We start from the raw sequence: 24,778 nt of genomic DNA on the forward strand, positions 1-24,778 counted from the left end.
ACACTGCGGGCTTTTTTGTAGATAATGCTTGCCGGATTTTGGTATACTTTAAAGGATGCACTTGAAGCGGCCTGTAGCGAAATTTAAAATAGATATTAATTCAGCAATGAAGGGATATGTACAATGAGCAAAGCGCCGATTTGATGAGAACTGTAGTCTAATTGAAGCAGAAGCAGGAATCTATAGATGAAGGGATATGTGTAATGAACAAAGCACCGGATCAGAAACTGCAGATGGAAGTGGATCGACGCAGAACCTTTGCGATCATTTCTCACCCGGATGCGGGTAAAACAACTTTGACGGAAAAGCTGCTGCTGTTCGGCGGGGCCATCCGGCTCGCGGGTTCGGTTAAAGCCCGTAAGGCAAGCAAACATGCGACCAGTGACTGGATGGAAATTGAGAAGCAGCGCGGGATCTCCGTTACTTCCTCAGTGATGCAGTTCGACTATCTGGACCATAGAGTTAATATTTTGGATACACCAGGTCACCAGGATTTCAGTGAGGATACCTACCGTACGTTAACTGCTGCGGATAGCGCCGTCATGCTGATTGACGTGGCAAAGGGTGTGGAAACACAGACGATCAAGTTATTTCAGGTCTGCGCCAAGCGGGGCATTCCAATCTTCACTTTCATTAACAAGCTGGACCGCGAAGGTCGCAGCCCGTTTGATCTGATGGAAGAGCTGGAACAGGTGCTGGGTATTCGTGCGGTGCCGATGAACTGGCCGATAGGTGGAGGCCGTGAGCTATGCGGCGTATATGATCGGATGAAGAGTCAGGTAGAGCTGTTCCAGGGAGATGATCACTCAGTGATCAAAGTCCAGAAGGTTGAGGGCTACCGCGATCCGATTATTCGCGAAATGGCTGGAGATTACCTGCATGACCAGCTATGCCAGGATTTAGAGCTGCTTGACGTAGCTGGAGATCCTTTTGACTATGAGAAAGTGCTGCGGGGAGAGATCACACCGGTGTTCTTCGGCAGTGCGATCAACAATTTTGGCGTACAGACTTTCTTGGACAATTTCCTGGAGCTTGCTCCGAAGCCGGAGCCACGCCGCAGTTCTGCGGGTACGATCGAGCCGACGAATGAGAAGTTCACCGGTTATGTGTTCAAGATTCAAGCCAACATGAACCCCGCTCACCGTGACCGGATTGCGTTCCTGCGTATTGTATCGGGTAAGTTCGAGCGCGGAATGAGTGTTAAGCACGTCCGTATTGGCAAGGACATCAAGCTGTCCCAACCCCAGCAGTTTCTGGCTCAGGACCGCGACATCGTTGAGGAAGCCTATCCAGGCGACATTATTGGTCTGTTCGATCCAGGGATTTTCCGCATTGGAGATTCGCTGAGTCAAGCTGGAGATATTCAGTTCGATGAGCTGCCAACCTTCTCACCGGAGATTTTTGCCAAGGTAACTGTTAAGAATGCCCTGAAGCAAAAGCAGTATCAGAAGGGGATTGACCAACTGACCGAGGAAGGCACGATTCAGGTGTTCCGTACGACCAGCTTTGATGATACGATTCTGGGTGTAGTTGGACAGCTGCAATTCGAGGTGTTCGAATACCGCATGAAGGGTGAATATGGCGTGGATGTTCAACTGCAACGGATGACCTACCAGTTCGCACGCTGGATTGTAGATGATGTGAATAAGCCTGATCCAGGTAAGTTCCGCATTAACTCGACGCTGGTGACGGATAAGAAGGGCAACTACGTTGTACTGTTTGAGAACGAATATGCCATGCGCACCGCGATGGAGAAGAATCCGACGGCTAAGTTCCTGGAGACGGCTCCTTGAGCAGGGCTGGCTAGGGTAGCTGCAATTTAGAATAAAATCAAGCTCAAACGTTTGCTTACTACCAAAAACCTCCGCCTCGTGTGTGCAGCTGCACCTTGAGTTACGGAGGTTTTGTGCTGATTTTATTGCATGCTAGGATGTTATGGAGCCTAAAGGAATCGTCTTCAGGTGCTCATGCAGCAAAGTAACCAGGTTATCCTGCTTGGCGGTGTCGAGGTTCTTCCACATGATTTCAAACACAGCCCCAAGCCCTGGAAGCGCTGCTTCTGGCCCATCTACGGAGCCTTCAATCATATGCCGCAGATCGGCCTCAGACTGACCATGCACTTTATGAATGATCGCCTGGCGTAAATCAATTGTAACTGGCATTACACACCTCCCTGAAATTTTGTTAAGCTGTTCAAGCACTTCGTTATAATATGTCCTGGAGAAGATCGGAAAATTCAAGTTTTTCAGACCTTATGATATACTTGTTGGAGTTATAGAATTGCTTTCGGGAGGTACATAGACATGGCTAAAAAACAATATGCCGTCATTGGAATGGGGCGTTTCGGGTCCAGTGTAGCTAAAGCGCTCAGCGGCATGGGGTTTGATGTCTTAGCGATTGATACAGATGAGCAGCGTACACAGGAAATATCGAACATAGTAACCCACGCCGTATCCGCAGATTCAACGGATGAAGAAGCGCTGCGCGCACTGGGCATCCGCAATTTTGACGTAGTGGTAGTAGCCATCGGTGAGGACATTCAAGCGAGTATTTTAACGACCCTTATATTGAAGGATCTTGGAGTACCCTCGATTATCGTCAAGGCCAAAAGTGAACTGCATGGTAAAGTACTAAGCAAGATTGGCGCAGATAAGGTGATTTATCCTGAACGTGATATGGGACTGCGGGTCGCCCATCATCTGGCCTCACCTAATATTCTTGATTATATTGAGTTGTCACCGGATTACAGTATTCTGGATATGAAAGTGTCCGGTTCCATGCTGGGCAAGAATCTGCAGGAGCTCGACATCCGGGCAAAGTATGGCTGCAACGTAATGGCTATTCGGAAGGATGAGCAGATGAACATCTCTCCTCGAGCTGAGGATCGTCTGGTTGATGGGGATATCCTCGTTATCGTTGGGCATAAGGACAATTTAACCAAGCTTGAACGGGCATATCAATAAATAGACAAGAGATGATGAGAGGATACCTTATGGAAATTATATCTCCGCAAAATTCGCGGGTTAAAGAATGGGCTGGGCTGCAGGAGAAGAAACATCGCGACAAAGCCCAAAAATATATTCTCGAAGGAGTTCATCTGGTACAGGAAGCATTACTTGCCGAGGCTGAGGTAGAATGTCTGGCTTATGACCTGGAAAGAGGAATGCCTAGTGAACTAAAAAAACTGCTGCAGTCGGTTCAGGGGATGGAGGTTATCGGGGTCTCGGCGGCGGTAATTTCCAAGTGCAGCAGCACGAATACGCCGCAGCCGGTCTTTGCTATTGTGCGTAAAGAGCAGCAGGGAGCAGAAGCCATCTTGTCGAAAAAAGATTCCCTGGTCGTTGTTCTGGACGGAGTCCAGGACCCCGGTAATGTCGGCACCATCATCCGCAGTGCGGATGCCGCGGGTGCGGACGGAGTGATTCTCGGTCTTGGCTGCGCCGACCTCTATAATCCGAAGACCATCCGCTCCACGATGGGCTCGATGTTCCACCTCCCCGTAGTGGAGGGGAATTTAAGTGAAATCCTACCGCAGGCACGCGAACGCGGTGCGCTGCTGGTCAGTACCTCGCTGCATGGAGAAGAAACATGCTACAGCCATGATTTTCATGGCAGCCAGTGGCTGCTTATCGGCAGCGAAGGTAAGGGTATCTCGCCAGAAACGGCCCGACTCGTCGACAAGAGCATCATTATCCCGATGGCCGGCCGCGCCGAGTCGCTGAACGCGGCGATGGCGGCGACGATTTTATTGTTTGAAGGGATGCGGCAGCGGGGCTTTAAACAATAAATAATTCCTGTCCAATTTCAATAAAACTGTCCAGGAATAAAAATTAGTATCCACAAGAAGACCAAAGACTGGAGAAGATCGATCCTTTCCTCGATCCATTTCCCAGTCTTTTTGTCGTTGCGGTAGAACATAATGGAGGATTTCTCAATCTTTTCCCGAATAATTACTCCATCAGAAACCCAAGCAGCTCAAGGGTTCAGAGGTTGTGAGAGGTCTTTACTTAAGCTTTTACTCAAGCCATTGCCCTGGTTTATAAGAACCTGATCCCAGTTTTCTGCTCTTGTAACCTGACATGACGGGACACGAATTATTATCTCGAAAATGAAGGGGAAGGTTTGTGGGGCAAGGGATTGGGGCATGTTGGAGAGGGGCAAAATTTGAGACAAAATTTTTTATGTTTTTACAGGGGCTGTTAAACAACAATAACTCCTACTGTGAGTTGTAATTCAGTTTGGTATTGATTTGGAACGTAGTTTTGGACCAACGAAGTCAGTCCTGATGATCAAGAAGATCTTGATGTATCAGGACTTTTTTTTATCCTTAATCTTTTCAAGTACTGAATTTGAGGTTCGGAATTCCTGTAAGGACAATTGGCACAAAGCGTGCTCGGAGGTGGTTGTTATTAACGATATTGGACAAATATCAAACGTTTACGAAAGCTGCATAACCTTAATCAAGCTGAATTTGCTAAGATAGTGAACAAAGATAGTTATGTAAAGGATGGTGCACTGGATTGATGAAGAAAATGCGTTATTTGCTTGGTCTATTAGTCGTATTAGTTTCTGTTCCTGCTTTATCTGTTTCAGCCGCCAATACCCCATCTCAATCAACAGTACTTTTAAAACTCAATCAATTTTATGTGATCTATACTGCTCCTATGGCGCCTTATGTCGATAAAGAGAACCGATTAATGGTTCCTTTGCGCAGCCTTTCGAATTTATTATCGGCGGATGTAACCTATAATGCAGACAGCAAAACGGCACTCATTTCAAGAAAAAATTATGGGAAGATCAGCGACAAATTCTATACGATAAAGATGACCATAGGCTCCCCAAAAGTTGAGATCAATGGGGTTTCATCCGAAATGGATACACTTCCCACTTTGTATAAAGGAAGTATGTTTGTTCCTTTGAGTATTATTTCAACCTCATTCCACATCGATACGGGTTGGGATCAATCCAAGAGAATCGTAACCCTAAAGGTTGATCCGGCTTATTTGCCATCTGGAGTTGTCAGCGATGAATTGCATTTTTTATCAGATAAACTGAACAAGGATATCAGGCCCCTTAAAGCTTCTGTTACTACACACACTAATTCAAGTGGAATAAATGTAACAAACGTCCAACTGACTGCTGTAAATGAAGGGGAATCGGCTGTTTTGAACGACCAACTGTACCTGCACTTTTATGTACAAGATCCCAGTTTTCATATCATTGACATCTCTAACCTACCCGGAAAGATAGAGCCGGGAGGGACATTTACAGTAGAAACGGCACCTTATTCAATTCTATCAGATTCCCTTCAATATATTCTTGTTGGAGCTTATAACAATTAATAAGAAGCACCGAATAATTACTCAATCTGAAACCCAAGCAGTTCAAGGGAACCAACGGGATCGTATCGATCAACCTAAAGACGAGGAAGATCAATTGGTCCATAACGATAAATCCCAAAATGGAGAGCCCAGCAATCATCGGCAAAGACGGAACAATAGATGGGTGAGGCCAGAAGCTATTTGCTTACGGCACCTATAAACATCTTGAATTCTCTCTACAATGGTTTTAAAAGATATTGAAAAGCCCGCACTCAGCCTAACTGCTGATTGTGGGCTTTTGTCTTAGATGAGGTCCTGTCCGTTCTCATTCTCTGTATAGATGGAGATTAGCACGATTGCCGTATCTTCACCAATATTTCTTACTAAATGGGGCGTGCAAGCATTCCAGCTAAAAGAATCTCCTTCACCAAATTCAGCCCCGTCTTCCCCTTGTTCCGCATATATTCTCCCTTTAAGAACCACATGTACCTCCTGTCCTTCATGTGCATGGGGAGCATCTCCAATCATAGCACCAGGAGGAAACTCTACTATTGTCATCCGTACGTTCTTTGTGGAACTCAAGTGTTCTACTTTTAGATGGGCTGAACCGCTAGTTGTGATTGTCCGTTCGTCTTTTCGAACAATTCGCATACGCTCTTCTTTCTTTAACAGCAAATAGGCTAGTGGTACTTTCAGAGCTTGGGCTATGTTTTCCAGCGTTGAAATGGACGGTGAGGTCTTATTCGTTTCAACCTGACTCATAAAGCCTTGGGACAGGCCGGTCATTTCGCATATTTGAGCGATAGTGATATTTTTTCGTTTCCGGATTGCTCGTATAGTAGAGCCAATATCCATCTGATCACACCTCCGGAATATTTGTAATACAAAACTTAATTTTATATTATCAATTTTTGTATTGACAAGTCAATGTGATTCGCGTTAAATTACACATATAGAAAATATATTCTTATTACTAATATTTTAGGGGCGAGAAATGAATGAATAGAACAACTGTTGTTTCCATTATTATGCGTGTGGTGCTGGGCATCATATTTGTATTCCATGCTGTAGATAAGTTTCAAATGGGTCTTGGCAATGTAGAAGCATGGTTTACCTCATTAGGTATTCCGGGATTTGTAGCTTATGTTGTGGTGGTGATTGAACTTGTCGGCGGTATTATGCTTATATTGGGATTATTTACTCGTTATGTATCAGCATTGTTTGTGATTGTGCTCATCGGTGCCATTATGACTGCTAAATTATCAGTAGGACTTCTGGGCAATGGTCAGATGGCAGGTTATGAGCTGGACCTCGGATTTATCTTGATCTCGTTGTATCTGATTGTTGCCGATCGAACACCGCTATCTGTTGACCATCTTGTTATGGGCAAGCGCAGCAGATAACTTTCAACTAAGGAGGGAACGAAGATGAATCCTATTTATCAATATGACGTTCATTTACCGGTTAATCTGGCGCAAGGCAAGAAATATCCAACGATTTTCACCTTCCACGGCAAAGGATCGAATGAACAAAATATGTTCGGCTTGGTCGCTCCATTGGCTAAAGATTTCATTATCATCGGGGTTCGCGGTAACTTGCCGCTTGGTGCGGGGTACCAGTATTACGATTTAAAAAGCTTGGGAAACCCCATTCGGGAGATGTTTGACCAAGCAGCTATAGATCTTGAAGCATTCATTCATTACGCAACGGAGAAGTATCCAATCGATTCTGACAAACGTTATTTGCTTGGTTTCAGTCAAGGTGCAATTCTGTCCATGACACTTGCGCTTACGATGGGAGAACAATTAAAGGGAATCGTAGCGCTGAGCGGATATATTCCTGTATTTGTGAAAACAGAATACTCCCTTCGCAGTATTAAAGATGTTTCCGTATTTGCCTCACATGGTGAATACGATTCTGTATTTCCGGTTCGTATCGGGCACGAGACAGCGGCCTATTTAAAAGAACAAACGGAGCACTTAACTTTCAAACTATATCCGACCGACCACGGCGTATCTGAAGAAAACCAACTCGATTTGGTGAATTGGTTGAAGCAGGATGCCGAATTAAGCAAATAAGGAGTGAAAACACATGATACCATCCTATTTTTTCGCACACGGCGCACCCTCAATCGTGCTCGAGGATAACGAATATACCAAGCTGCTTAAGGAGTTTAAAGACCACACGCCAAAGCCAAAAGCGATTGTGCTCTTCTCCGCTCATTGGGAGGAATCGGTACAGACGATTGGTGCCGCTGCAACGTATGAAACCATTTATGATTTTGGCGGATTCCAGGACGAGCTGTACCAGATGACGTATCCGGCTCAAACTGACCTACCGCTTGTGGAACAGATTCAAAGCTTGTTTACAAAGTATGGTATTGAGAACAATCGAAATGAACAAAGAGGTTTGGACCACGGGGCATGGGCCATTCTAAAACTCTTATATCCAGATGCAGATATCCCAGTCGTAGCGCTATCCGTAAATCGGTATTTATCTAATGAGCAGCAGTATCAGATTGGCAAGGCATTGGCGGAGCTTCGCGAGCAGGATGTGCTTATTATCGGAAGCGGAGGAACCGTTCATAATTTAAGGAAATTGAACTGGCGGTCCGAGGGCATTGACAATTGGGCGGAGCAATTCGACAACTGGATTCAAAGTAAGGTGGAGTCATGGGATACGAAAGCCTTGTTTCAATACCATGAGCTTGCTCCCCATGCAGGGGAGGCCGTCCCGACGAGTGAACATTTCATTCCACTTCTACTTGCCATGGGAACAGGTGACGCTAACCGGGAAGCGAAGCTGCTGCACCGCAGCTATCAATACGGCAATCTGAGTTTGAGTTGCTGGCAGTTTAATTAAGGTAAAATGAAAGAGGGCCGATCAGGAGGTATTGATCAAATGCTTAATTACACATACCTAAAGCCTAAGTCGTTAAGACTAGGCTTTTTTCTCATGGGCTATGGTCTATTAAGCAAACGAAAAATGTTATTATATCTAACAAAATGTGAAGGGGAATTCTCTCGTGTACGACTAGAACAGTTTCCAAACCCTACCCGAATTTTCAGAGGCAGCATGTGCGGTCTCATAATCCGTTTTGAAAATCCCCTCAAATTTGGATTCAAATATCTCATAATTCAAAAGTTCAATATCTTGTGTGGTTTGTGTACCATTCTCTAACCTTTGCCATGCCTGAGCAATTTCATAGTCAGGGTCCAACCTTCCGTTTCCGCTTGACTTGATATGCTAAGCTCTCCGTTTTTTTTGTATCTTCTCTGATCTCTAAATAGCGTAAGAGATATATACAATTAGTTAGGATTGTGAAGGCCAGTGTTAGTATTCTACATTTCTTGTTTATGAAGTTTGTTTCGCAGCTGTTTCTCTCAGCGCAGAGTTCTTTAAATTTTAACTTTGACTTTTGAGGAAATCGAATATATTATAGCTAATAGAGTTAATAATGATAATCATTATCAGTTTAGAGATAATGATTATCATACGAATTAATTTAGTTAATACATAATAGGGGGATATACAAAGTGAACAAAAGGTTAATGGGTTTAATTATGGTTATCGTTGTAATGCTGATTGCAGCAGGCTGTGGATCTAACAACACGAATAATTCGGCCGCTAACGGAGAAGCAGCTAGCAACGCAACTCCTGCTGCAAATGCAACGGCTACAAATGCGGGCACTGAAGCGGCGAGCGGTCCTATTATACTAAAGGATGCTAAAGGCGAGGTTAAGTTGGATAAGCCTGCGCTAAAGGTTGTAGTACTGGAGTGGACCTTTACGGAAGATGTTATTGCGCTCGGTGTACAGCCGGTGGGCAATGCCGATAACGAAAACTATAAGCTGTATGTGACTTCTGAAGCATCACTTGATGCAGGCGTGACTGATGTTGGTGCTCGCGACGAGCCGAATCTGGAGACGATTGCTTCTTTAAAGCCAGATCTGATTATTGCCAATACCGATAGCCACGAAGCAATATATGATAAATTGAAAAGTATTGCGCCAACGCTGATTTTTAGTCTGTATCCGCTTGAAGGAAAAGGCGATCAATATACTCAAATGGAAGATACTTTCAAAACGATTGCAGCTGCTGTTGGTAAAACTGCTGAAGGCGACAAGGTCCTTGCTGATTTGGATACGCATTATACGGATGCGAAAGCGAAGCTGGCCGCAGCAGGCAAGGAAGGCCTGAATTATGTACTGACGCAAGCATATAGCTATCAGAATGCAGCGACGATGCGTCTTTTTACCAACAACTCACTGGCAGTACAAACGTTGGATCGGATTGGCCTGAAGAACGATTGGAACCCTGAAAAATTCGAGATTTACGGATTTAGTACATCAACCGTTGAATCCTTGCCTGCGGTTCAGGATACTAATCTGCTCTATATCGTCCAGAAGGATGATAATATTTTCACGAAAGAACTAAAGGATAACTCTGTTTGGAACGGTCTTAACTTCGTTAAGGAGAAACGCACCTTCGGATTAGATAGCGCGACTTGGGTGTTCGGCGGTCCAATCTCCTCCAAAGTTATCGTTGATGAAGTTGTGAAAACATTAACGAAATGAGTACTTTGATGATCGACAAGAGTAAAAAAGAAGCCTCGATAGGAATGACCTGGCGGCTAATTGGAATATTTGGGGGCGGCCTTGCCGTCCTCTTTGTTCTATTCATTCTAAGCCTCTGTTTCGGAGAGGCCAAGATCCCGGCAGTCACCGTATTGGAGGGGTTACTTCACCGCCGCCAAGATGTGATGGAGCATAATCTGTTGTGGGATATCCGCATGCCCCGCACGGTTATTGGCATTCTGGCCGGGGCTGCTCTTGCTGCGGCTGGCGCCTTACTGCAAACGATAACGAAGAACCCGCTCGCTTCCTCAGATACACTGGGGATCAATGCTGGGGCTTATTTTATGGTTGTTTTTGGCATGGTTGCTTTCCCGGCTATGCAGCATCAGTACCCCTTGTTGCTGGCCGCAGCAGGAGGATTGCTGGCTGCACTAGCTGCCTATTTCCTGAGCGGAGGCAAGACCGCCACACCTGTGCGACTGGCTTTATCGGGTATGATCGTGTCCATGGTGCTTGGTGCGTTTACATCGGCCCTTCATATTTTCTATAAAACAGAAACGCAAAATTTATTCTTATGGGGTGCGGGTTCCCTAATTCAGCTTGACTGGGACGGCGTTAAATATGCTTGGCCTTTCGTCGTTGCACTCCTTGGGGTAGCAGTGTTCGCAGGAAGGCAATTCGATGCGCTGGAGCTTGATGAGTCAACCTCCCGCTCACTCGGACAGCGCGTAGGTTTAACTCGGGCGGTGGGCCTTGGCATATCGGTGTTAATGGCTGCGGTCGTGGTCAGCGTAGTTGGACCGATCGGCTTCGTGGGTCTGGTCGCTCCCCATCTTGTCCGGCTCAGTGGTATCCGCAAACACCGTCTGCTTATTCCCGCGAGCGCGTTATGGGGAGCGTTGCTTATTACGGCAGCGGATACGCTTGCGCGTATGGTGCGGAGCAATGTGGGAGAGATGCCGGTCGGCGCGGTCATGGCGATTATTGGCGCGCCTTGGCTCATTTGGCTGGTGCTCACTAAGATGAAAAATATATCCGGTTCAGGCGCTGGGCAGTCCTCCATGAGTATAGGAGGAGCAGCGTTGCGACTGCGCTTTGTTCCAACGGCGATATGTATGACTGTACTGCTCATCGTTATTATCCTTGTAAGCTTGTCGCTTGGGGGGACGAGAATACCGATTGCCGATTTGCTGGGCAGTCTAGTCCACGGGGGAGATCAATCGTATTCCGTTCTGCTGAATTTGCGGCTTCCGCGTACACTCGTTGCGGCTGAAGGTGGTATTGCACTTGCCATCAGCGGTGTCTTAATTCAAAGCGCTGTCCGAAATCCCTTGGCTGACGCCTCCATTATAGGCGTGACCTCGGGTGCCGGGTTTGGCGCGATGATTGTGCTGGTCGCATGGCCGGGGTTAACGATATTCGCACTTCCGTTTGCCGCGATTGCGGGTGGAGTTGTCGCAGCGGCCTTTGTATTTTTTCTAGCCTGGCGCAAATCCTTGAATCCGTCTGTGCTCATCCTGCTCGGAATCGCAATATCGGCAATCTTCTCTGCGGGCATACAGGTCATGATCGTCAAGGCTAGTCTATGGAGCAGCAGTTCCTTTATTTGGTTAACAGGTTCGACCTATGGCCGGGGCTGGGATCAATTTAATAGTCTTTTTATATTTCTACTTATACTGGTGCCGACTGCTTACTATTTGGGTAAGAAATTCGATTTGCTGGCGTTTGGCGACGAGAGTTCCACAGGTTTTGGCTTACCGGTTCGGAGAACCCGGCTCTGGGCGATGATTCTCGGCGTTTTGCTTGCAGCGGGAGCTGTTGCCAGTGTAGGAACCATTGGTTTTCTTGGACTGATGGCGCCGCACGCAGTGCGGATCATGATTGGGCATAATACGAGACGCTCTATTATTTTGTCAGGACTGCTTGGCGGATTGCTGCTCGTCATTGCTGATACAATTGGCAGAACCATCATGGCGCCGACAGAAATTCCGTCAGGCCTGATTATTATGCTGATCGGAGCTCCGTATTTCCTATTTCTCATGTACCGCTCGTTGGTTCGTAAGGGGTAAAACGTTTCTGAGACTGATACTTAGTGCATAGTTAAGGCAAAGCAAAAACTCAAGACAAATGAATGAGCATTTCACAAAAGACTGGTATATGATGATCGGCCTTCTACCGATCTATTATCCAGTCTTTTTTCTTTTCCTAAGCTCTCCAGTGATATTTAGTTGCTCAACATCTTCGAAGCACTTAGCTGCACTCTGTACACTTATTCTGGGGAAATGAACCGTTAAAGTGCCTTTAGTTGTATTTCGTGCAGCTAAATCTCGACAAAATCCTGTTTCACGCCTTTGCCAATGAATATAACTGCAGATAATGCAGTTAAAGCGTCCGTTCTTGGGAAAGGCGATGTTTTAAGTGTACAAACTACAACTATTCCTCTCATAGCAAAGGTGTACACTTTCCCATCCAGTGTAACAATTAAAGAAGAGATCAAGAGTATTGGCAGCTCGGAGATGTTAGACTTAGTAAGGTATCCTAAAGCTCAATTAATTACTTTGATATGCTTATCGCAGGAAAATGGAAAGCACCATCCCTTCAAACATTACAAACTGATTTAAAGACATTTAACGAAGATCAAATAAGTATTATGAGAAGGGCTTTAGTTTCTAGTATCGATACAGGCATCCATGATTTTTTATTTAAATTACAACAGCAAGATGAGGAAGGAATAACAATAGTAGTCAATGGGAAGAACCTAGCAGAAATAAGTGATGGTTTGCATGGAGAGCTCTTTACGGAAGACGGATGGTATCAAAGATTTAGCGAATATGGTGAAAATCAAGAATAATGCGGATTTCGATGGAGGGATTCAATGAGAAAGTTCTTCATGACTGACATTCACGGGGATTATTTGGGTTTGGATCTTCTTCTGAATCATGCAGAGGTCGATCTTAATCACGATCAAATGGTTTTTGGTGGGGATATGATTAATCGGGGGGAGAACTCTGCAGGAGTAGTTAAGCGGATCAAAGCCTTGGCCGAAAAGTATCCGAACACAGTCCATGCTCTAGTCGGGAATCATGAAGAGATGATGGGGGACTATATGAAGCACGGTGATCGGACTTGGCTGAGTCACGGTGGATATGAGACGCTCCAAAGCTTCACAACTATGTTCCCAGATGAAAAAAGCCGGCAGGAGCATATGGAGTGGGCATGTGCTTTGCCTCTTTATTTCGAAGATGCGGAGTACGTGTACACTCATGCTGGACTTGATCCAGTGGAATCCCTGGTCAATCAAAGCCGGGACATCCTCTGGATGTCGGAGTTCGACTTCTATAGTATCCCAAGAGATAAACTGCTCGCCTTAACGAATGGTAAAGCCATTGTGCATGGGCACACTCCGGTCGAGAGGATTTTTCATGATGGAGTTCGAATAAACTGTGATATGGGTTCAAATACGTATTCAGTCGTAGAAGAAAGAGGTTTAGGAATTATAAATCTGAGTGAACAGATATATTACGTGTTCAAGCCAGCTACTAATAAGATTGAGCAGCGGAGAATTAGTCGATTCTAAAAAATTCTGGAACATCGAAAGGAGATCTCATGGAAGAAAACAAAATAACCTTTGAATCCATCGATGAGTACATTTCACAATTCGCTCCTGAGGTTCAGGACAAACTAAAGATGATAAGAACCGTTATAAAAGAGGCGGCCCCAGAGGCAGAAGAAAAGATAAGCTATCAGATGCCTACTTTTGCTTTGCATGGGAATCTGGTGCACTTCGCGGTGTTTAAGAAGCACATCGGATTTTATCCGGCTCCTCGGGGAATCGAGGCTTTTCAAGAAGAATTATCTGTATATAAAGGGGCAAAAGGGTCCGTGCAGTTTCCTTTGGATCAGCCGCTTCCCTTTGAATTAATTAGCAGGATCGTTCAATTTAGAGTGGCTGAGAATATCAAGAAAGCAGAAGCCAAATCGAAAAAGAAGTAGTCGTATATTCGAAGAAAAGAGACTGGTACCTGTGGGGGATACTCCTCACTGGGTTACTGGTCTTTTTTTGTTTTTTGATGATGTGGAGTATTCCATTTAATTTCATGTTATATATACGAACATGAATAATGATTTTGAGACCTATCGTGTAAGGTATATGTGAAAAATGAATATATGATTCCATGTTACGAGCTTATTTTGTAAGGTTCCAGTAAGGTTTACTCTGTATTATAATTATCATGTTAACATTAATGACATTAAACTATCTCGTTGAAGAGGAGTGATACCGTTTGGAGAAGGCAGAAGAAGCGAGGGTTCCACTTAGAGTCATGACGCAAGGCAAACAAATCATCTTTGGCATTTCTTTGATGGCGCCGATCGCCATCTTTGGGACGTATGGGATTGCCACCGAAATCTCCAAAGGGATGCTGCCTACCGCTTATTTGTTAGCTTTTCTAGTCATGCTGATTACGGCTTTCAGTTATGGAAAAATGGTCAAGGTATACCCGACCTCGGGTTCTGCCTATGGTTATGTTCAAAAGACGATCCACCCCTATGCCGGATTTTTAGTGGGCTGGATGCTGTTGCTTGATTATGCTTTTGTACCGATGTTATCGGTCTTGTTCCTGGGATTGGCTCTGCATGAGATGATTCCGGCGATACCGATAGTGGTCTGGGTTGCTCTATTTATTGCGCTTAGCACCTTTATTAACATCAGAGGCATGCAAATGGCGATTAAGGTCAATCAGGTTATGGTTGGTTTGCAGTTTTCCGTGATACTGGTATTTTTCGGCGTATGTATGTATAAGATTGTCAATCATTCAGCAGCAGGTGCTTTAATCTCAGCCACTCCTTTTTGGAATTCAGATTTCACTTTAATCAGCGTAATTGCCGGTACCGCTTTGGTCTGCCAATCCTTTCTCGGCTTTGATGCAGTGACTACCATTGCTGAAGAATCGGTGAAACCGGAGAAGACCATCCCTCGCACGCTGATCATCGTGACGCTGCTGAACGGTATTGTGTTTATATTGATTGCTTATTTAGGCGGGCTTGCGTACCAGGGCCATGCTTTTACCACTTCGGAGACGGCAGCGCTGGAGTTGGTTGGATTTCTGGGCGGGTCGGTCTTTCAAACCCTGTTTCTGGTAGTTACTGCAGCTTCTATCTTTACACTTATCGTCTCGCAACAAGCCGGAATCTCACGCCTATTGTTTGTGATGGGCAGAGATCGTGTCTTCCCGCAGAAGCTATTCTGTTATATGCATCCACGATATGTAACCCCTGTAGGTGGGATTGTATTCATCGGCGTGTTGACCGTTGTTGCTTCAATGCTGTTCGATTTAGTCACACTGGCTTCGCTGGTTAACCTTGGCGCATTTGTGGCTTTTGCTTTTGTGAATTTATCCGTTATCGTTCATTACTATTTCAAAAACAAGCTTCGTTCACCAAAGGCCACGCTACTGAATCTGCTGCTACCCCTTTGCGGAATCCTCTGCAACGCCTGGCTGCTCGCTAACCTGAGCCATCAAGCGTTCCTGGTAGGCGGGATATGGTTCGGTGCGGGACTGCTCTTCTTGGTCGTCAAGACCCGCGTGTTCACACAGGTTCCGGAATGGGGCTATTTGGAAATATAAGAATTTGTTTGTTTCACACCATAAATTAGGCTTATATTTTTCGAAGAAACGGATACCGTCCATTAAAGGACGGCGAAGCCGTTTCATCTTGATACCTCGTTATAAAATATGGGTTGAAAAGGGAGGAATCTTTGTGTCGGTCAGCTACACCAAAGCAGCAATCAATCTTTATGCGGTTCTAAGAAACCTTGAGGAATTATGCCGCTTAGATCCGCAATCCATATCTCTTATTCGTGGCAAACAGCTTTCTATCCAATTTGTAATCCAGGGTGGGCCGTCGGTATATCTACTGTTTGCGGATGGAACCTGCAAGATGAGTGAAACCGCCGGAGTTCGTCCGATCAAGCTGTATTTTCGCTCCACCGAGCATTTCAATCGCATGATTGACGGCCAGGCAACTCCGGTCCCTTTACAAGGCTTCACCAGACTCAGCTTCCTCACTAAAGAGTTCACTGCGCTTACGAAACGGCTGGAATACTATTTGAAGCCCAGTGATGAACGGCTGAAGGACCCGGAATATTTTGATATTCATACCCGATTGCTGCTCAATACAGCAGCTTTCGCTGTCGCGTGTATTGGGAATTATGATGCGATCGGACAAAAGATTGCGCAGAGAATCCCGGATGGGGTGATCTCCATCTCGATTCAGGAGAGCGGCCAACAGGTCTTCCTGCTCTGTGAGCATGGGGTGCTGAAAGCGATGACTAGCACTTCGTTAACCCCGCGCGCTTACATGATTTTCGATACAATTCAAGCGGCCAATGACGTATTAAGTGAGAAGGTAAACGTTCATGAGCTGATTGTCAAAGAGAATCTGCTGTTAAGAGGCATGCTGCCGATGATCCAGCACATGAATGATATTTTGGCTAAAGTACCTGCATTTGTATAAATTCCCCCGGATAAATGAAAAGAGGAGAGAAGATATGGAAACCTACACGTACGCCAATAGCAGAAAGCTCTTTGAAAGGGCAATGAAAGTGATTCCCGCAGGTGTATACGGACATCTGGGTCCCGTTGAGGGCAGTATGGTTCCGCCGAGTGCCTTTCCGTTCTTCTCGAGCCATGCGGAGGGTGCCCATCTCTGGGACGTTGACGGCAATCGTTTTATTGATTATATGTGTGCATACGGACCCAACATTCTGGGCTATCGCGATGAGGATGTCGATCATGCAGCCAGAGAACAAGCCCAATTGAGCGACTGTGTAACACTGCCTTCGGCAACAATGGTCGAATTCGCGGAGCAGCTTGTCGACACCGTGGACAGTGCGGATTGGGCTTTTTTCGCTAAAAATGGTGGGGATGTGACAAGCTTTGCTTTGATGATTGCTCGTGCCGCAACGGGTCGAACCAAAGCGGTTTTTGTGAATAAGGGCTATCACGGTGTCGCTGCCTGGACGAAGCTGCCCGGAAATCCCGGTATCGCTGAAGCCGAACTTTCGAACAATTTATATGTCGATTGGAATAACTATCAACAGCTTGAAGAGCTGGTCAGCCGTTATCCCGGGCAAATTGCCTGCTTCATGGCAAGTCCCTATTTCCAGGGCAATTTTGTGGATAATGAGCTGCCGGAAGCGGAGTATTGGAGCAAGGTGCGGGCGCTCTGTACGAAACATGGCATTGTGCTGGTGATTGATGATGTACGCTGCGGTTTCCGGCTGGATCTGGCGGGCTCCGACTATCATTATGGCTTCAAGGCCGATTTGATCTGTTTCTGCAAAGCGCTCGCTAATGGCTATAATGTTTCGGCACTCTGCGGGATCGATGCTCTAAAAAGCGCCGCCTCATCAGTCTTCTATACTGGCAGCTATTGGTTCTCGGCCGTCCCGTTTGCGGCTGGAATCGCAACACTGAAGAAACTGAAAGAGATCGATGCGCCCAAGCGCTTATATGAAATTGGCAAAAAGCTGACGGATGGTTTGGTTGATGTAGCCAGAACGCATAGCTTTAATCTGAACATCAGCGGAGAGCTGCCGATGTGGTATATGAGAATCACCGATGATGAGAGCCAGATCATACACCAGGATTGGATTGCGGCCTGTGTGCAGCGTGGGGTCTTCTTCACCAATCACCATAACCATTTTATTAATGCCGCTTTAACGGATGAAGACATTCTCTATACCTTGAACGTTGCAGACGACGCCTTTAAGGCCGTAAGAAAATTGCATCCCCAATTCGTATAATCCAGTCCAGAAGCGAATGGATGTCTTAGCAAATTCAACCCTCACAAATGATTCTTATCCCTCGGCGGCCCTGCAAAGGTTATTGGTGGGGCCATGTCGAATTAGGCAAGAACAGTGAGGTGATTGATGCTTGGATATTCATTCCTTTTATTTGCCCCGAAATCGTCTTTATGAACTTCTGGATCAGCAGCAGCAGGTGAAGCTGCTGACGGTAGTCAGTGAACCTGGTTATGGCAAAACAACCTTAATCTCCAGTTACATTCTGGAGCGGAGTTTACCTGCCATTTGGGTTCAGCTGCGTGAAAGCGACCGTTTTGCCCATACTTTTATCACGCATTTGCAGGTGGCCCTCTGTAAACACATGAATCTTCCAGAGCCCAAGCCGGTTCTGCCGGAAACGATTCAAGAGGAATTGGCCGGGATTATTGTGAGGTTAGGGAATTGGCCAGGTAAGCTGCACCTTGTGTTTGACGATGTACAAGTTATCCAGCCTATTAAAGATATTCTCGATATTATAGAAAGCTTGCTGTGTGAGACTTCTCCGAACATTAACTTCATATTTATCGGCCAGAAACTACCGACTTTGCCTTACGCAGCTTACAAAGTACGCCGGAATTATGCGGCAATTACGAATCTGGAGCTTGCCTTTACGCAGGATGAAATCGGCGCTTTCTTTCAGGAGTTGAACGGTCCCCCATTAGAAGACTATGAAATTGAGCTTATTTATCATAAGACGGAGGGCTGGCCAGCTAGCCTGGAGCTTATTCGCGATGCGATTCAAGAGCGAGATAAAGAGGACCGTGTGCGTATTTGGAGTCGCTTTCCGGTGATTCCGCATCTTTATGATTATCTGGCGAGTGAAGTATTGGATCTGCAGCAGCCGGAAATCAAGCGATTTCTGCTGAAGACAAGCATCCTGAGAGAGCTGGACACGGTAATTATTCAGCAGTATTTGGAACCCATTAAGCAGGACGTTCCAGAATTTCTGACCAAACGTTTCATGTTCATCTATAAGAACAAGGAAGGTTTATTTAGATACCATAAATTATTCCGTTCTTTTCTATTCGAACAGTATCGTAAAGAAACCAGCCGCAGCGAAAGAGATCAGGATCATCGTAAACTTAGTGTGATCTATGAGCAGGGCTATCAGTTCTTCCCTGCTTTTGCGCATGCGATCTTAGGCCGAGATTTCGTGAATGCTGGACGATTGATGAAAATTCTGGAAATTCGCTACCAGCCACAGCAGTTTATAGTCTTAATTGAAAATTGGCTGGAGGAATTTTTTGCCTACCAATCGATTGCTTCTTCCATCTTTCTGTACCGCTGTATCCCGCTTTCGATCCTGCAAAATCTGATTCAGCCGCTGCAGCAAAGTCTGGCCAATCTGGAGAGCAAACAGCAGCATATCTGGCTGGCAATGGTGCAGCAGCAACTAGCTGGCATCTATATGCTGCTTGGTGATCTGGAGCGAGCCCGGCAATTATTCGAGGCAGCGCTACGCATCTTTGAGCGGGTGCAAGACCGGCATATGGTCATGTTGAACTTAAATATTCTGGCGGATGTTCTGCTGAATATGAATCGGATTACGGAGGCCAAAGCTTGCGCTCAGCGCTGCTTATTTCTGGCGGAGTCGGAAGGTACGGAGCATTTCCATCTTTACGCCTTGAGCGGGATGGCAGATGTTCTAATCGAAGAGGGTGCTTCACAGGCTGTCGAATATCTGGACAAAGCTTTTGAAGGCGGGTCGCGCAATGATGATACGCTCAATTTGTTTCTTTATTGCAGTAAAAGTAAATTCTATAGTCTGAATGATGATCCAGCGGCAGCGATTCATTGCGCGCAACAAGCGGTGGCCATTGCCGAAGAGTTTGGTTTTGTCTATGATATCGGCTTCGCCAACCTGCATTTGGCAAGAGCTTATATGCGGGACGGACAGTGGGAGACTGCGGCGCATAGTCTCGAAAAGGCTTATCAGGCTTCGCAATCCTATAAGTTTCATTTAACACAAGTTGTAGCCGCTCAGTACGAGTTGTTGCTGCATAAGCAAGCTTTGGAAGCCGCGCAGCTTAAATGGCTTGAAATGACCGAGCTGTGCCAACAGAATCATTATCCCTGGATAATGGAGCGCTATAAGCAAGAACAACGACAGCGGAATATTACGATTGTTGAGCCGGATGTCTTACCCCTGCTTAGTATCGAGGCGCTCGGTCCACTCAAGATTATTTTTAATCAGCAGCCAATTCTGATCAAACGTAAAGCAAGCTTGAGACTGCTGCTCTTTCTGCTCGTGAATCATAGCGGGAGAATCCCCCAGGATCTGCTGATTGAGGAGCTCTTCAAGGATCAAGCGCTCGAGGCGGCGCAGAATCAATTATATGTAGCCTTATCTGTGCTCAGGAGCACGCTTGAACCGGGTCGCGAATCCGGGCGTAATTCCACTTATATAGGGCATACCGAAGGTCTTTATTATCTTCATAACACTCGGATAAACCTTGATTTCATTACCTTTTTGGAATTATGCCGTGAAAGTGAGCGGAATGACAATGGAGTTCAGGAGCTTATTCGTGCAGAGCAATGTTATAAAGGTGATTTACTGGAGGAATACAGGTATGAACCTTTTATTGAAGTTGAACGTGAGCACATTCGTCTGAAGTATTTGCAGATTCTCAACCGCTTAGCGGATTATTTCGCCACACAGGGCGATTATTATCGAAGCATTGAATATTATGAGTTGCTCTGCGCGAAAGATCCCTATAACCAGAAGAATTATCAGGCGTATATCGACATGTTAGAGCGGTTTAATATGCGGTCACATGCGTTAGCTGTTGCGGAGCGTATGCGGAAAGGGTCGGTGGAATGGATAGAATAACCTTTTTTATACAGAAAAGAGGCCATTCTCCTTTGTACAGAGTAATGGCCTCTTGGTGTATACGTTATTCCACTTTGAATTTTGCTGCCGCTTCCCCAAGCTCTTTAGTCAGATGATCAATCGTCTCAACCATATCAGCCAGCTGTTGGACAGTTGCGGATTGCTCCATCATCGTAGCGGTGACTTCCTCAATTGATGCAGATACTTCTTCTCCTGAAGCCGAAAGGCTTTGTGCCGACTCCAGAACCTCATTTTTATCTTTCTCCATATGGGCGACCTCGTTTGCCATCGCTTTAATTTGATCCGTAATTTCCGTAATTTTTTCCAAAATGATTCTGAATGCAGCTTGGGTTTGACCCACAAGCTCATTCTGCTGAATGGAGATGTTGTTGATTTCCGTTACACTTTGGTTATTCTCAGCTACAAACGAAAGATTCTGTTGGATAATCGAGTTAATCTCATTCGATTGCTTCGAACTTTGTTCTGCAAGCTTCCGAATTTCAGAAGCAACAACAGCAAATCCTCTGCCGTATTCACCTGCTCTCGCTGCCTCGATAGAAGCATTAAGGGCAAGTAAATTGGTTTGGTTTGCAATTTCACTAATGGCTCCTGTAATCGTGCTAATGCTGTTTGAACTTTCTTGAAGTTTGAGTGTGATTTCCGAGATTTTGTGAACTTCCTGTTCATTCTTATCATTAATTTGAATAAGGTCCTCAACGACTTGATTGCTTGTATGGAATACCTCGACAATTTCTTCTGCTCGATTCCTAACCAATTGGGAATTGCCGTTCATCGCAACAAATTTCTCGCCAAATCCATGGAACTTATCTACTATTTGCTCTGTATCATTGGATTGAGATTCCATGGCCCTGGCAATTTCCATTGAGGTAACCGAAGTTTCGTTGATAGATTGAGCAGTCTGCTTAGAAGACTCCTCAAGCTCATTCGTGCTGGCATTGAGTACCGCAATAGATTTGTTCATATTGGTAATTAAATCCCTATTTTGGGCCACCATACCATTAAAGCTGTCGGCTAAGTCTTTGAACTCACTATCATATTTCCCGCTAGCTGTAACGGTTAAATCGCCCTTAGCTAATTGTTTGAACAGCGTAGTTAAGCTCAGAATCGGATTAGTAATATAACGGGAAAGCAGTAATCCAAATCCTATCGCCACAATAATAGCTACAAGAGTAACTATTAACATCTTCGTAAACATATCATGAATAGGACGGTTGATATCATCGTATGAATCAATAACTGAAATGATCAGGTCAGCATTTGGGATTTTATTTATTCGCAGATAGTCATTACCGATCTCAGTGGTTTGTATTTTAATCTCTCCGAGTGCTCGATCGGCTAGGAAAGCTATAATTTCCGGACTGTCTCCGAGGCTTTGTCCATTTCTGGATGGATCAGTACTGTTATATAGTATAATTCCACCACGACTCAGTATCTCAATCTTCCCTTGACCATTAATTTTGATTTCACCTAATTTTTCTACAAAAAAAGTGCTATTTACTGTCATGGCAAAGACGCCCAGTACTTTTCCCTCTTTATCTTTGATGGGCTGGGAAAAAGCCAATAATAGTTCTGTGCTACTTTTAGATACAATAGCATCACTGATAAATGATTTCCCTTTTAAAGCTTCAGTAAAGTATTCGCGATCTGATCGGGATAAACCGATATTCTCAGTTTTTGTTCCGGCAATAATCGTTCCTTTGGCATCTAGCACCAACATGGACTCATTTCCTCTTGTTCCTTCTAAACTTTTGAGGAGAAGTTCATTTGATTTGTTGAAATACGGATTGCTAGAAGATAAAAAGTCTGATTCAGACATTGTACCTTGTGCTCTTAATAGTAATAATTGTTGGAATGTATTATGAACTGAAATCAAATAAGCTGTCTGTTCTTGCAACTGCATCGCAGTGTAAAGACCTTCAGCTATACGGTCAGCACTTGCATTGATTTCATCTTTACTCTTTTTCAGTAATAAATCGGATGAGAACATGTAAGTTGTAATGGATGTTGCTAGAAGAACCACAGCAACTAGTAAGCTGATTAAAGCTGGGAGCTTTACCCGTAAAGAAATATTTCTTAATTTGTGAAATAACTCTGTCTTTTTCCCCATGATGTCTAATCTCTCCTATTTTCATTTTCCACTGACCCTTTCTAAAGAAGGTCACTTATCTTTATCGGTTGCGAGTCTTGCTAATGAAGGGCGAATAATTTGAAAATTTATCCAATTAACGCTTTTGTGAAATTAATTAATATTTAAAATCGATTTCATTAACATTTTTCTGGTAATTAGTATTGACATTCATGTGATACAATTAAATTTAGAGTGAATGTTAATAGAGAAATATATGGGTGAAGAATAGTCACATTGTTCGGAGGAATCAGTTACACCAGTAACTATTTTTGGGGAAGAGTTGGGGGAAATATTACTTATGTCGGAGGAAACTATGTATCAACACAAGGATAAGGAATTTGTAGATATCCATTTTGATGGGCAGGATTTGCGCTATGGAGAAATAATACACTGTGTTTTTAAAAATTGTACATTTATGAATACATCAATGGAAGAAATAGATACAAGCAATTGCCGATTTATTGAATGTGATTTTAAAGGTGCTTCGTTAAATGCCTCTATTCACACGGAATCAGCCTTTGAGAATTGCAAATTTAGTGGTGCCAATCTCTTCGTCTCCAAGTTCATCTCTTGTAAAATGACCGGGTCAGACTTCTCCGGGGCGCAAATGGATGGAATTACGCTGAGAGATGGCGACTGGTCTTATACGAATCTGCGGCATACCAAATTAGGCAAGCAGGATTTGAGAGGGATTCGATTCTATGAAGCTGATTTTACGGACTCTGATTTGGCGAAAGCTGACTTAAGGGACTGTGACCTGACTGGAGTGATTTTTAGCAGAACCAAACTGATGAGTGCTGATCTGCGAGGTGCCAATCTGGATGCGGTTGATTTGAAATCGCTGGATATTAAAGATATAAAAGGTGCGCGAATGGACAGAGAACAAGCGGTCCTTTTTCTACGCTCCTATGGTGCCAAGGTAGATTGAAATCAGAGCGCATCCCACTTCCAGCGAAGTATGGGATGTTTTTTTATTATTTTGTTTGAAATCGATTTCATTCACATTTATAATAGTTTTATCCAACGATGAAAGCGTGTGAAATGATGAAGGACAGCAAGATTATCGATGTTGCTCAGCAAGCTAGGGTATCTCCGGCCACTGTATCCCGGGTATTGAACGGAAGTACGCTGGTCACAGAAGAGACGAAGAAGAAAGTGCTGCAGGCTGTTCAGGAACTGAATTATACACCTAATGCCATGGGGAAACAGCTGCGCTCCCGGAGAACGATGACTCTGGCTGTTGTTGTGACTGATATCGGAGTGTCTTATAATGCGGAAATCATCAAAGGCATTGAGAACACGGCCAACATGCTCAAATACAAAATTCTGATCTGCGATTCGCAGAACAAGAAAGGGAAAGAATTGGAGTTTCTCTCACTCCTACAGAATCGTACGGTTGACGGTTTAATTCTGGTTACACCCCAGTTAACCGACGAGGAGATTATCTCGTTCGCGGACGAGGATTATGCCATTGGGTTAATCGGGCGTAGACTTGAACATCATGGCATTCCTTGTTCTTATACGGACAACCAAAGGATTGGACATGAGGTGGTGGAGCATCTGGTGGAGAGGGGACATCGTCGGATTGCTTTTCTCAGCGGATATGATCAGGCGGTTGACAGCATGGGGCGACTGCAGGGCTATCGAGCTGGACTTGAGGCAGCGGGCTTGCCGATACTATCCGAGCTGATCGACAATGGGGATTTCTGTGAAGAGGGCGGATATGAAGCGTTCAAGCGGCTGTGGGAAATGAATGGAGATTTTACGGCTGTATTTACGGCAAATGATGAAATGGCACTGGGTGTGTACAAGGCTTGTGCGGAGCTCGGCATTGCTATTCCGGGGGATATGGCCGTTGTTGGCGTGGACAATATCCGGATCACCAACTACGTTAAGCCGAAGATTAGCTCCGTGGAACAGCCGCTTTATGATATGGGAGCTTTGCTTGCAGATCGGCTTATTGATCAAATGAACGGTAATGTCCGGACACAGAAACAGTTAATCAAGATTCATTCCACGCTGATAGTCAAAGGGTCCTCGGGGAAGGAGGGATAA

General features: G+C 44.9%; 21 protein-coding genes. 18 read left to right on the forward strand and 3 right to left on the reverse strand.

Annotated features, from left to right (window positions below; genetic code table 11):
* Positions 1–203 precede the first annotated feature (203 nt).
* Positions 204–1,793, forward strand: coding sequence for a peptide chain release factor 3 (locus H1230_RS05830; protein WP_154121952.1), 1,590 nt, complete (start codon positions 204–206; stop codon positions 1,791–1,793).
* A gap of 132 nt (positions 1,794–1,925) precedes the next feature.
* Here the strand turns inward: H1230_RS05830 and H1230_RS05835 are convergent, their stop codons facing one another.
* Positions 1,926–2,162, reverse strand: coding sequence for a small acid-soluble spore protein SspI (locus H1230_RS05835; RefSeq protein ID WP_239714607.1), 237 nt, complete (start codon positions 2,160–2,162; stop codon positions 1,926–1,928).
* Positions 2,163–2,303: 141 nt separating this feature from the next.
* Between H1230_RS05835 and H1230_RS05840 the strand changes: the two genes are divergently transcribed.
* The 3 genes from H1230_RS05840 (at position 2,304) to H1230_RS05850 (ending at position 5,342) form a co-directional block, all read left to right on the forward strand.
* Entirely contained in the window at positions 2,304–2,963 is a 660-nt protein-coding gene (locus H1230_RS05840; protein WP_239714608.1) for a potassium channel family protein, read from the forward strand.
* A 29-nt stretch (positions 2,964–2,992) separates the two neighbouring features.
* Entirely contained in the window at positions 2,993–3,787 is a 795-nt protein-coding gene (locus tag H1230_RS05845) for a TrmH family RNA methyltransferase (RefSeq protein ID WP_239714609.1), read from the forward strand.
* Positions 3,788–4,523: 736 nt separating this feature from the next.
* Positions 4,524–5,342: a copper amine oxidase N-terminal domain-containing protein gene (locus H1230_RS05850; RefSeq protein WP_239717130.1), complete on the forward strand. Its 819-nt coding sequence runs from the start codon at positions 4,524–4,526 to the stop codon at positions 5,340–5,342.
* Positions 5,343–5,624: 282 nt separating this feature from the next.
* Here the strand turns inward: H1230_RS05850 and H1230_RS05855 are convergent, their stop codons facing one another.
* Positions 5,625–6,176 carry a helix-turn-helix domain-containing protein gene (locus H1230_RS05855; RefSeq protein ID WP_239714610.1) on the reverse strand — a complete coding sequence of 184 codons (552 nt, stop codon included), beginning with the start codon at positions 6,174–6,176 and terminating at the stop codon, positions 5,625–5,627.
* Between the two features lie 143 nt (positions 6,177–6,319).
* Between H1230_RS05855 and H1230_RS05860 the strand changes: the two genes are divergently transcribed.
* From H1230_RS05860 to H1230_RS05915, 12 genes are all read left to right on the forward strand, one after another.
* Positions 6,320–6,724: a DoxX family protein gene (locus H1230_RS05860; RefSeq protein ID WP_239714611.1), complete on the forward strand. Its 405-nt coding sequence runs from the start codon at positions 6,320–6,322 to the stop codon at positions 6,722–6,724.
* Between the two features lie 24 nt (positions 6,725–6,748).
* A complete protein-coding gene (locus tag H1230_RS05865) occupies positions 6,749–7,399 on the forward strand; it encodes an alpha/beta hydrolase (RefSeq protein ID WP_239714612.1) in 651 nt (216 codons plus the stop codon).
* 13 nt (positions 7,400–7,412) lie between these two features.
* Entirely contained in the window at positions 7,413–8,183 is a 771-nt protein-coding gene (locus H1230_RS05870; protein ID WP_239714613.1) for a DODA-type extradiol aromatic ring-opening family dioxygenase, read from the forward strand.
* A gap of 674 nt (positions 8,184–8,857) precedes the next feature.
* Positions 8,858–9,898, forward strand: coding sequence for an ABC transporter substrate-binding protein (locus tag H1230_RS05875; RefSeq protein ID WP_239714614.1), 1,041 nt, complete (start codon positions 8,858–8,860; stop codon positions 9,896–9,898).
* 8 nt (positions 9,899–9,906) lie between these two features.
* Positions 9,907–11,967, forward strand: coding sequence for an iron ABC transporter permease (locus tag H1230_RS05880; RefSeq protein WP_239714615.1), 2,061 nt, complete (start codon positions 9,907–9,909; stop codon positions 11,965–11,967).
* A 494-nt stretch (positions 11,968–12,461) separates the two neighbouring features.
* Positions 12,462–12,749, forward strand: a complete 288-nt coding sequence (locus tag H1230_RS05885; RefSeq protein WP_239714616.1) for a hypothetical protein — start codon at positions 12,462–12,464, stop codon at positions 12,747–12,749.
* A 24-nt stretch (positions 12,750–12,773) separates the two neighbouring features.
* A complete protein-coding gene (locus tag H1230_RS05890; RefSeq protein WP_239714617.1) occupies positions 12,774–13,475 on the forward strand; it encodes a metallophosphoesterase in 702 nt (233 codons plus the stop codon).
* Positions 13,476–13,504: 29 nt separating this feature from the next.
* Positions 13,505–13,891, forward strand: coding sequence for an iron chaperone (locus H1230_RS05895; RefSeq protein WP_239714618.1), 387 nt, complete (start codon positions 13,505–13,507; stop codon positions 13,889–13,891).
* A 290-nt stretch (positions 13,892–14,181) separates the two neighbouring features.
* A complete protein-coding gene (locus H1230_RS05900; RefSeq protein WP_239714619.1) occupies positions 14,182–15,525 on the forward strand; it encodes an APC family permease in 1,344 nt (447 codons plus the stop codon).
* A 133-nt stretch (positions 15,526–15,658) separates the two neighbouring features.
* Complete coding sequence (locus H1230_RS05905) at positions 15,659–16,414, forward strand: hypothetical protein (protein ID WP_239714620.1); 756 nt, start codon at positions 15,659–15,661, stop codon at positions 16,412–16,414.
* A gap of 34 nt (positions 16,415–16,448) precedes the next feature.
* Positions 16,449–17,705, forward strand: coding sequence for an aminotransferase class III-fold pyridoxal phosphate-dependent enzyme (locus H1230_RS05910; protein WP_239714621.1), 1,257 nt, complete (start codon positions 16,449–16,451; stop codon positions 17,703–17,705).
* 130 nt (positions 17,706–17,835) lie between these two features.
* Positions 17,836–20,574 carry an AfsR/SARP family transcriptional regulator gene (locus tag H1230_RS05915; protein WP_239714622.1) on the forward strand — a complete coding sequence of 913 codons (2,739 nt, stop codon included), beginning with the start codon at positions 17,836–17,838 and terminating at the stop codon, positions 20,572–20,574.
* A gap of 64 nt (positions 20,575–20,638) precedes the next feature.
* Here the strand turns inward: H1230_RS05915 and H1230_RS05920 are convergent, their stop codons facing one another.
* Positions 20,639–22,702 (reverse strand): methyl-accepting chemotaxis protein, encoded by a 2,064-nt coding sequence (locus H1230_RS05920; RefSeq protein ID WP_239714623.1) that lies wholly within the window; start codon positions 22,700–22,702, stop codon positions 20,639–20,641.
* 334 nt (positions 22,703–23,036) lie between these two features.
* Here H1230_RS05920 and H1230_RS05925 point away from each other — a divergent pair, with 334 nt between their 5' ends.
* Complete coding sequence (locus H1230_RS05925) at positions 23,037–23,651, forward strand: pentapeptide repeat-containing protein (RefSeq protein WP_239714624.1); 615 nt, start codon at positions 23,037–23,039, stop codon at positions 23,649–23,651.
* A 113-nt stretch (positions 23,652–23,764) separates the two neighbouring features.
* On the forward strand, positions 23,765–24,778 hold the full coding sequence (locus H1230_RS05930) for a LacI family DNA-binding transcriptional regulator (protein ID WP_345773400.1): 1,014 nt from the start codon (positions 23,765–23,767) through the stop codon (positions 24,776–24,778).

Origin of the sequence: Paenibacillus sp. 19GGS1-52 (assembly GCF_022369515.1) — a bacterium.
Lineage (GTDB): Bacteria > Bacillota > Bacilli > Paenibacillales > Paenibacillaceae > Paenibacillus_AQ.

Coding starts and splice junctions, on each gene's coding strand:
- H1230_RS05930 (WP_345773400.1), top strand. CDS start 23,765: ATGATGAAGGACAGCAAGATTATCGATGTTGCTCAGCAAGCTAGGGTA.
- H1230_RS05835 (WP_239714607.1), bottom strand. CDS start 2,162: ATGCCAGTTACAATTGATTTACGCCAGGCGATCATTCATAAAGTGCAT.
- H1230_RS05880 (WP_239714615.1), top strand. CDS start 9,907: ATGATCGACAAGAGTAAAAAAGAAGCCTCGATAGGAATGACCTGGCGG.
- H1230_RS05860 (WP_239714611.1), top strand. CDS start 6,320: ATGAATAGAACAACTGTTGTTTCCATTATTATGCGTGTGGTGCTGGGC.
- H1230_RS05925 (WP_239714624.1), top strand. CDS start 23,037: ATGTATCAACACAAGGATAAGGAATTTGTAGATATCCATTTTGATGGG.
- H1230_RS05885 (WP_239714616.1), top strand. CDS start 12,462: ATGCTTATCGCAGGAAAATGGAAAGCACCATCCCTTCAAACATTACAA.
- H1230_RS05865 (WP_239714612.1), top strand. CDS start 6,749: ATGAATCCTATTTATCAATATGACGTTCATTTACCGGTTAATCTGGCG.
- H1230_RS05920 (WP_239714623.1), bottom strand. CDS start 22,702: ATGGGGAAAAAGACAGAGTTATTTCACAAATTAAGAAATATTTCTTTA.
- H1230_RS05870 (WP_239714613.1), top strand. CDS start 7,413: ATGATACCATCCTATTTTTTCGCACACGGCGCACCCTCAATCGTGCTC.
- H1230_RS05850 (WP_239717130.1), top strand. CDS start 4,524: ATGAAGAAAATGCGTTATTTGCTTGGTCTATTAGTCGTATTAGTTTCT.
- H1230_RS05895 (WP_239714618.1), top strand. CDS start 13,505: ATGGAAGAAAACAAAATAACCTTTGAATCCATCGATGAGTACATTTCA.
- H1230_RS05910 (WP_239714621.1), top strand. CDS start 16,449: ATGGAAACCTACACGTACGCCAATAGCAGAAAGCTCTTTGAAAGGGCA.
- H1230_RS05855 (WP_239714610.1), bottom strand. CDS start 6,176: ATGGATATTGGCTCTACTATACGAGCAATCCGGAAACGAAAAAATATC.
- H1230_RS05830 (WP_154121952.1), top strand. CDS start 204: ATGAACAAAGCACCGGATCAGAAACTGCAGATGGAAGTGGATCGACGC.
- H1230_RS05840 (WP_239714608.1), top strand. CDS start 2,304: ATGGCTAAAAAACAATATGCCGTCATTGGAATGGGGCGTTTCGGGTCC.
- H1230_RS05845 (WP_239714609.1), top strand. CDS start 2,993: ATGGAAATTATATCTCCGCAAAATTCGCGGGTTAAAGAATGGGCTGGG.
- H1230_RS05890 (WP_239714617.1), top strand. CDS start 12,774: ATGAGAAAGTTCTTCATGACTGACATTCACGGGGATTATTTGGGTTTG.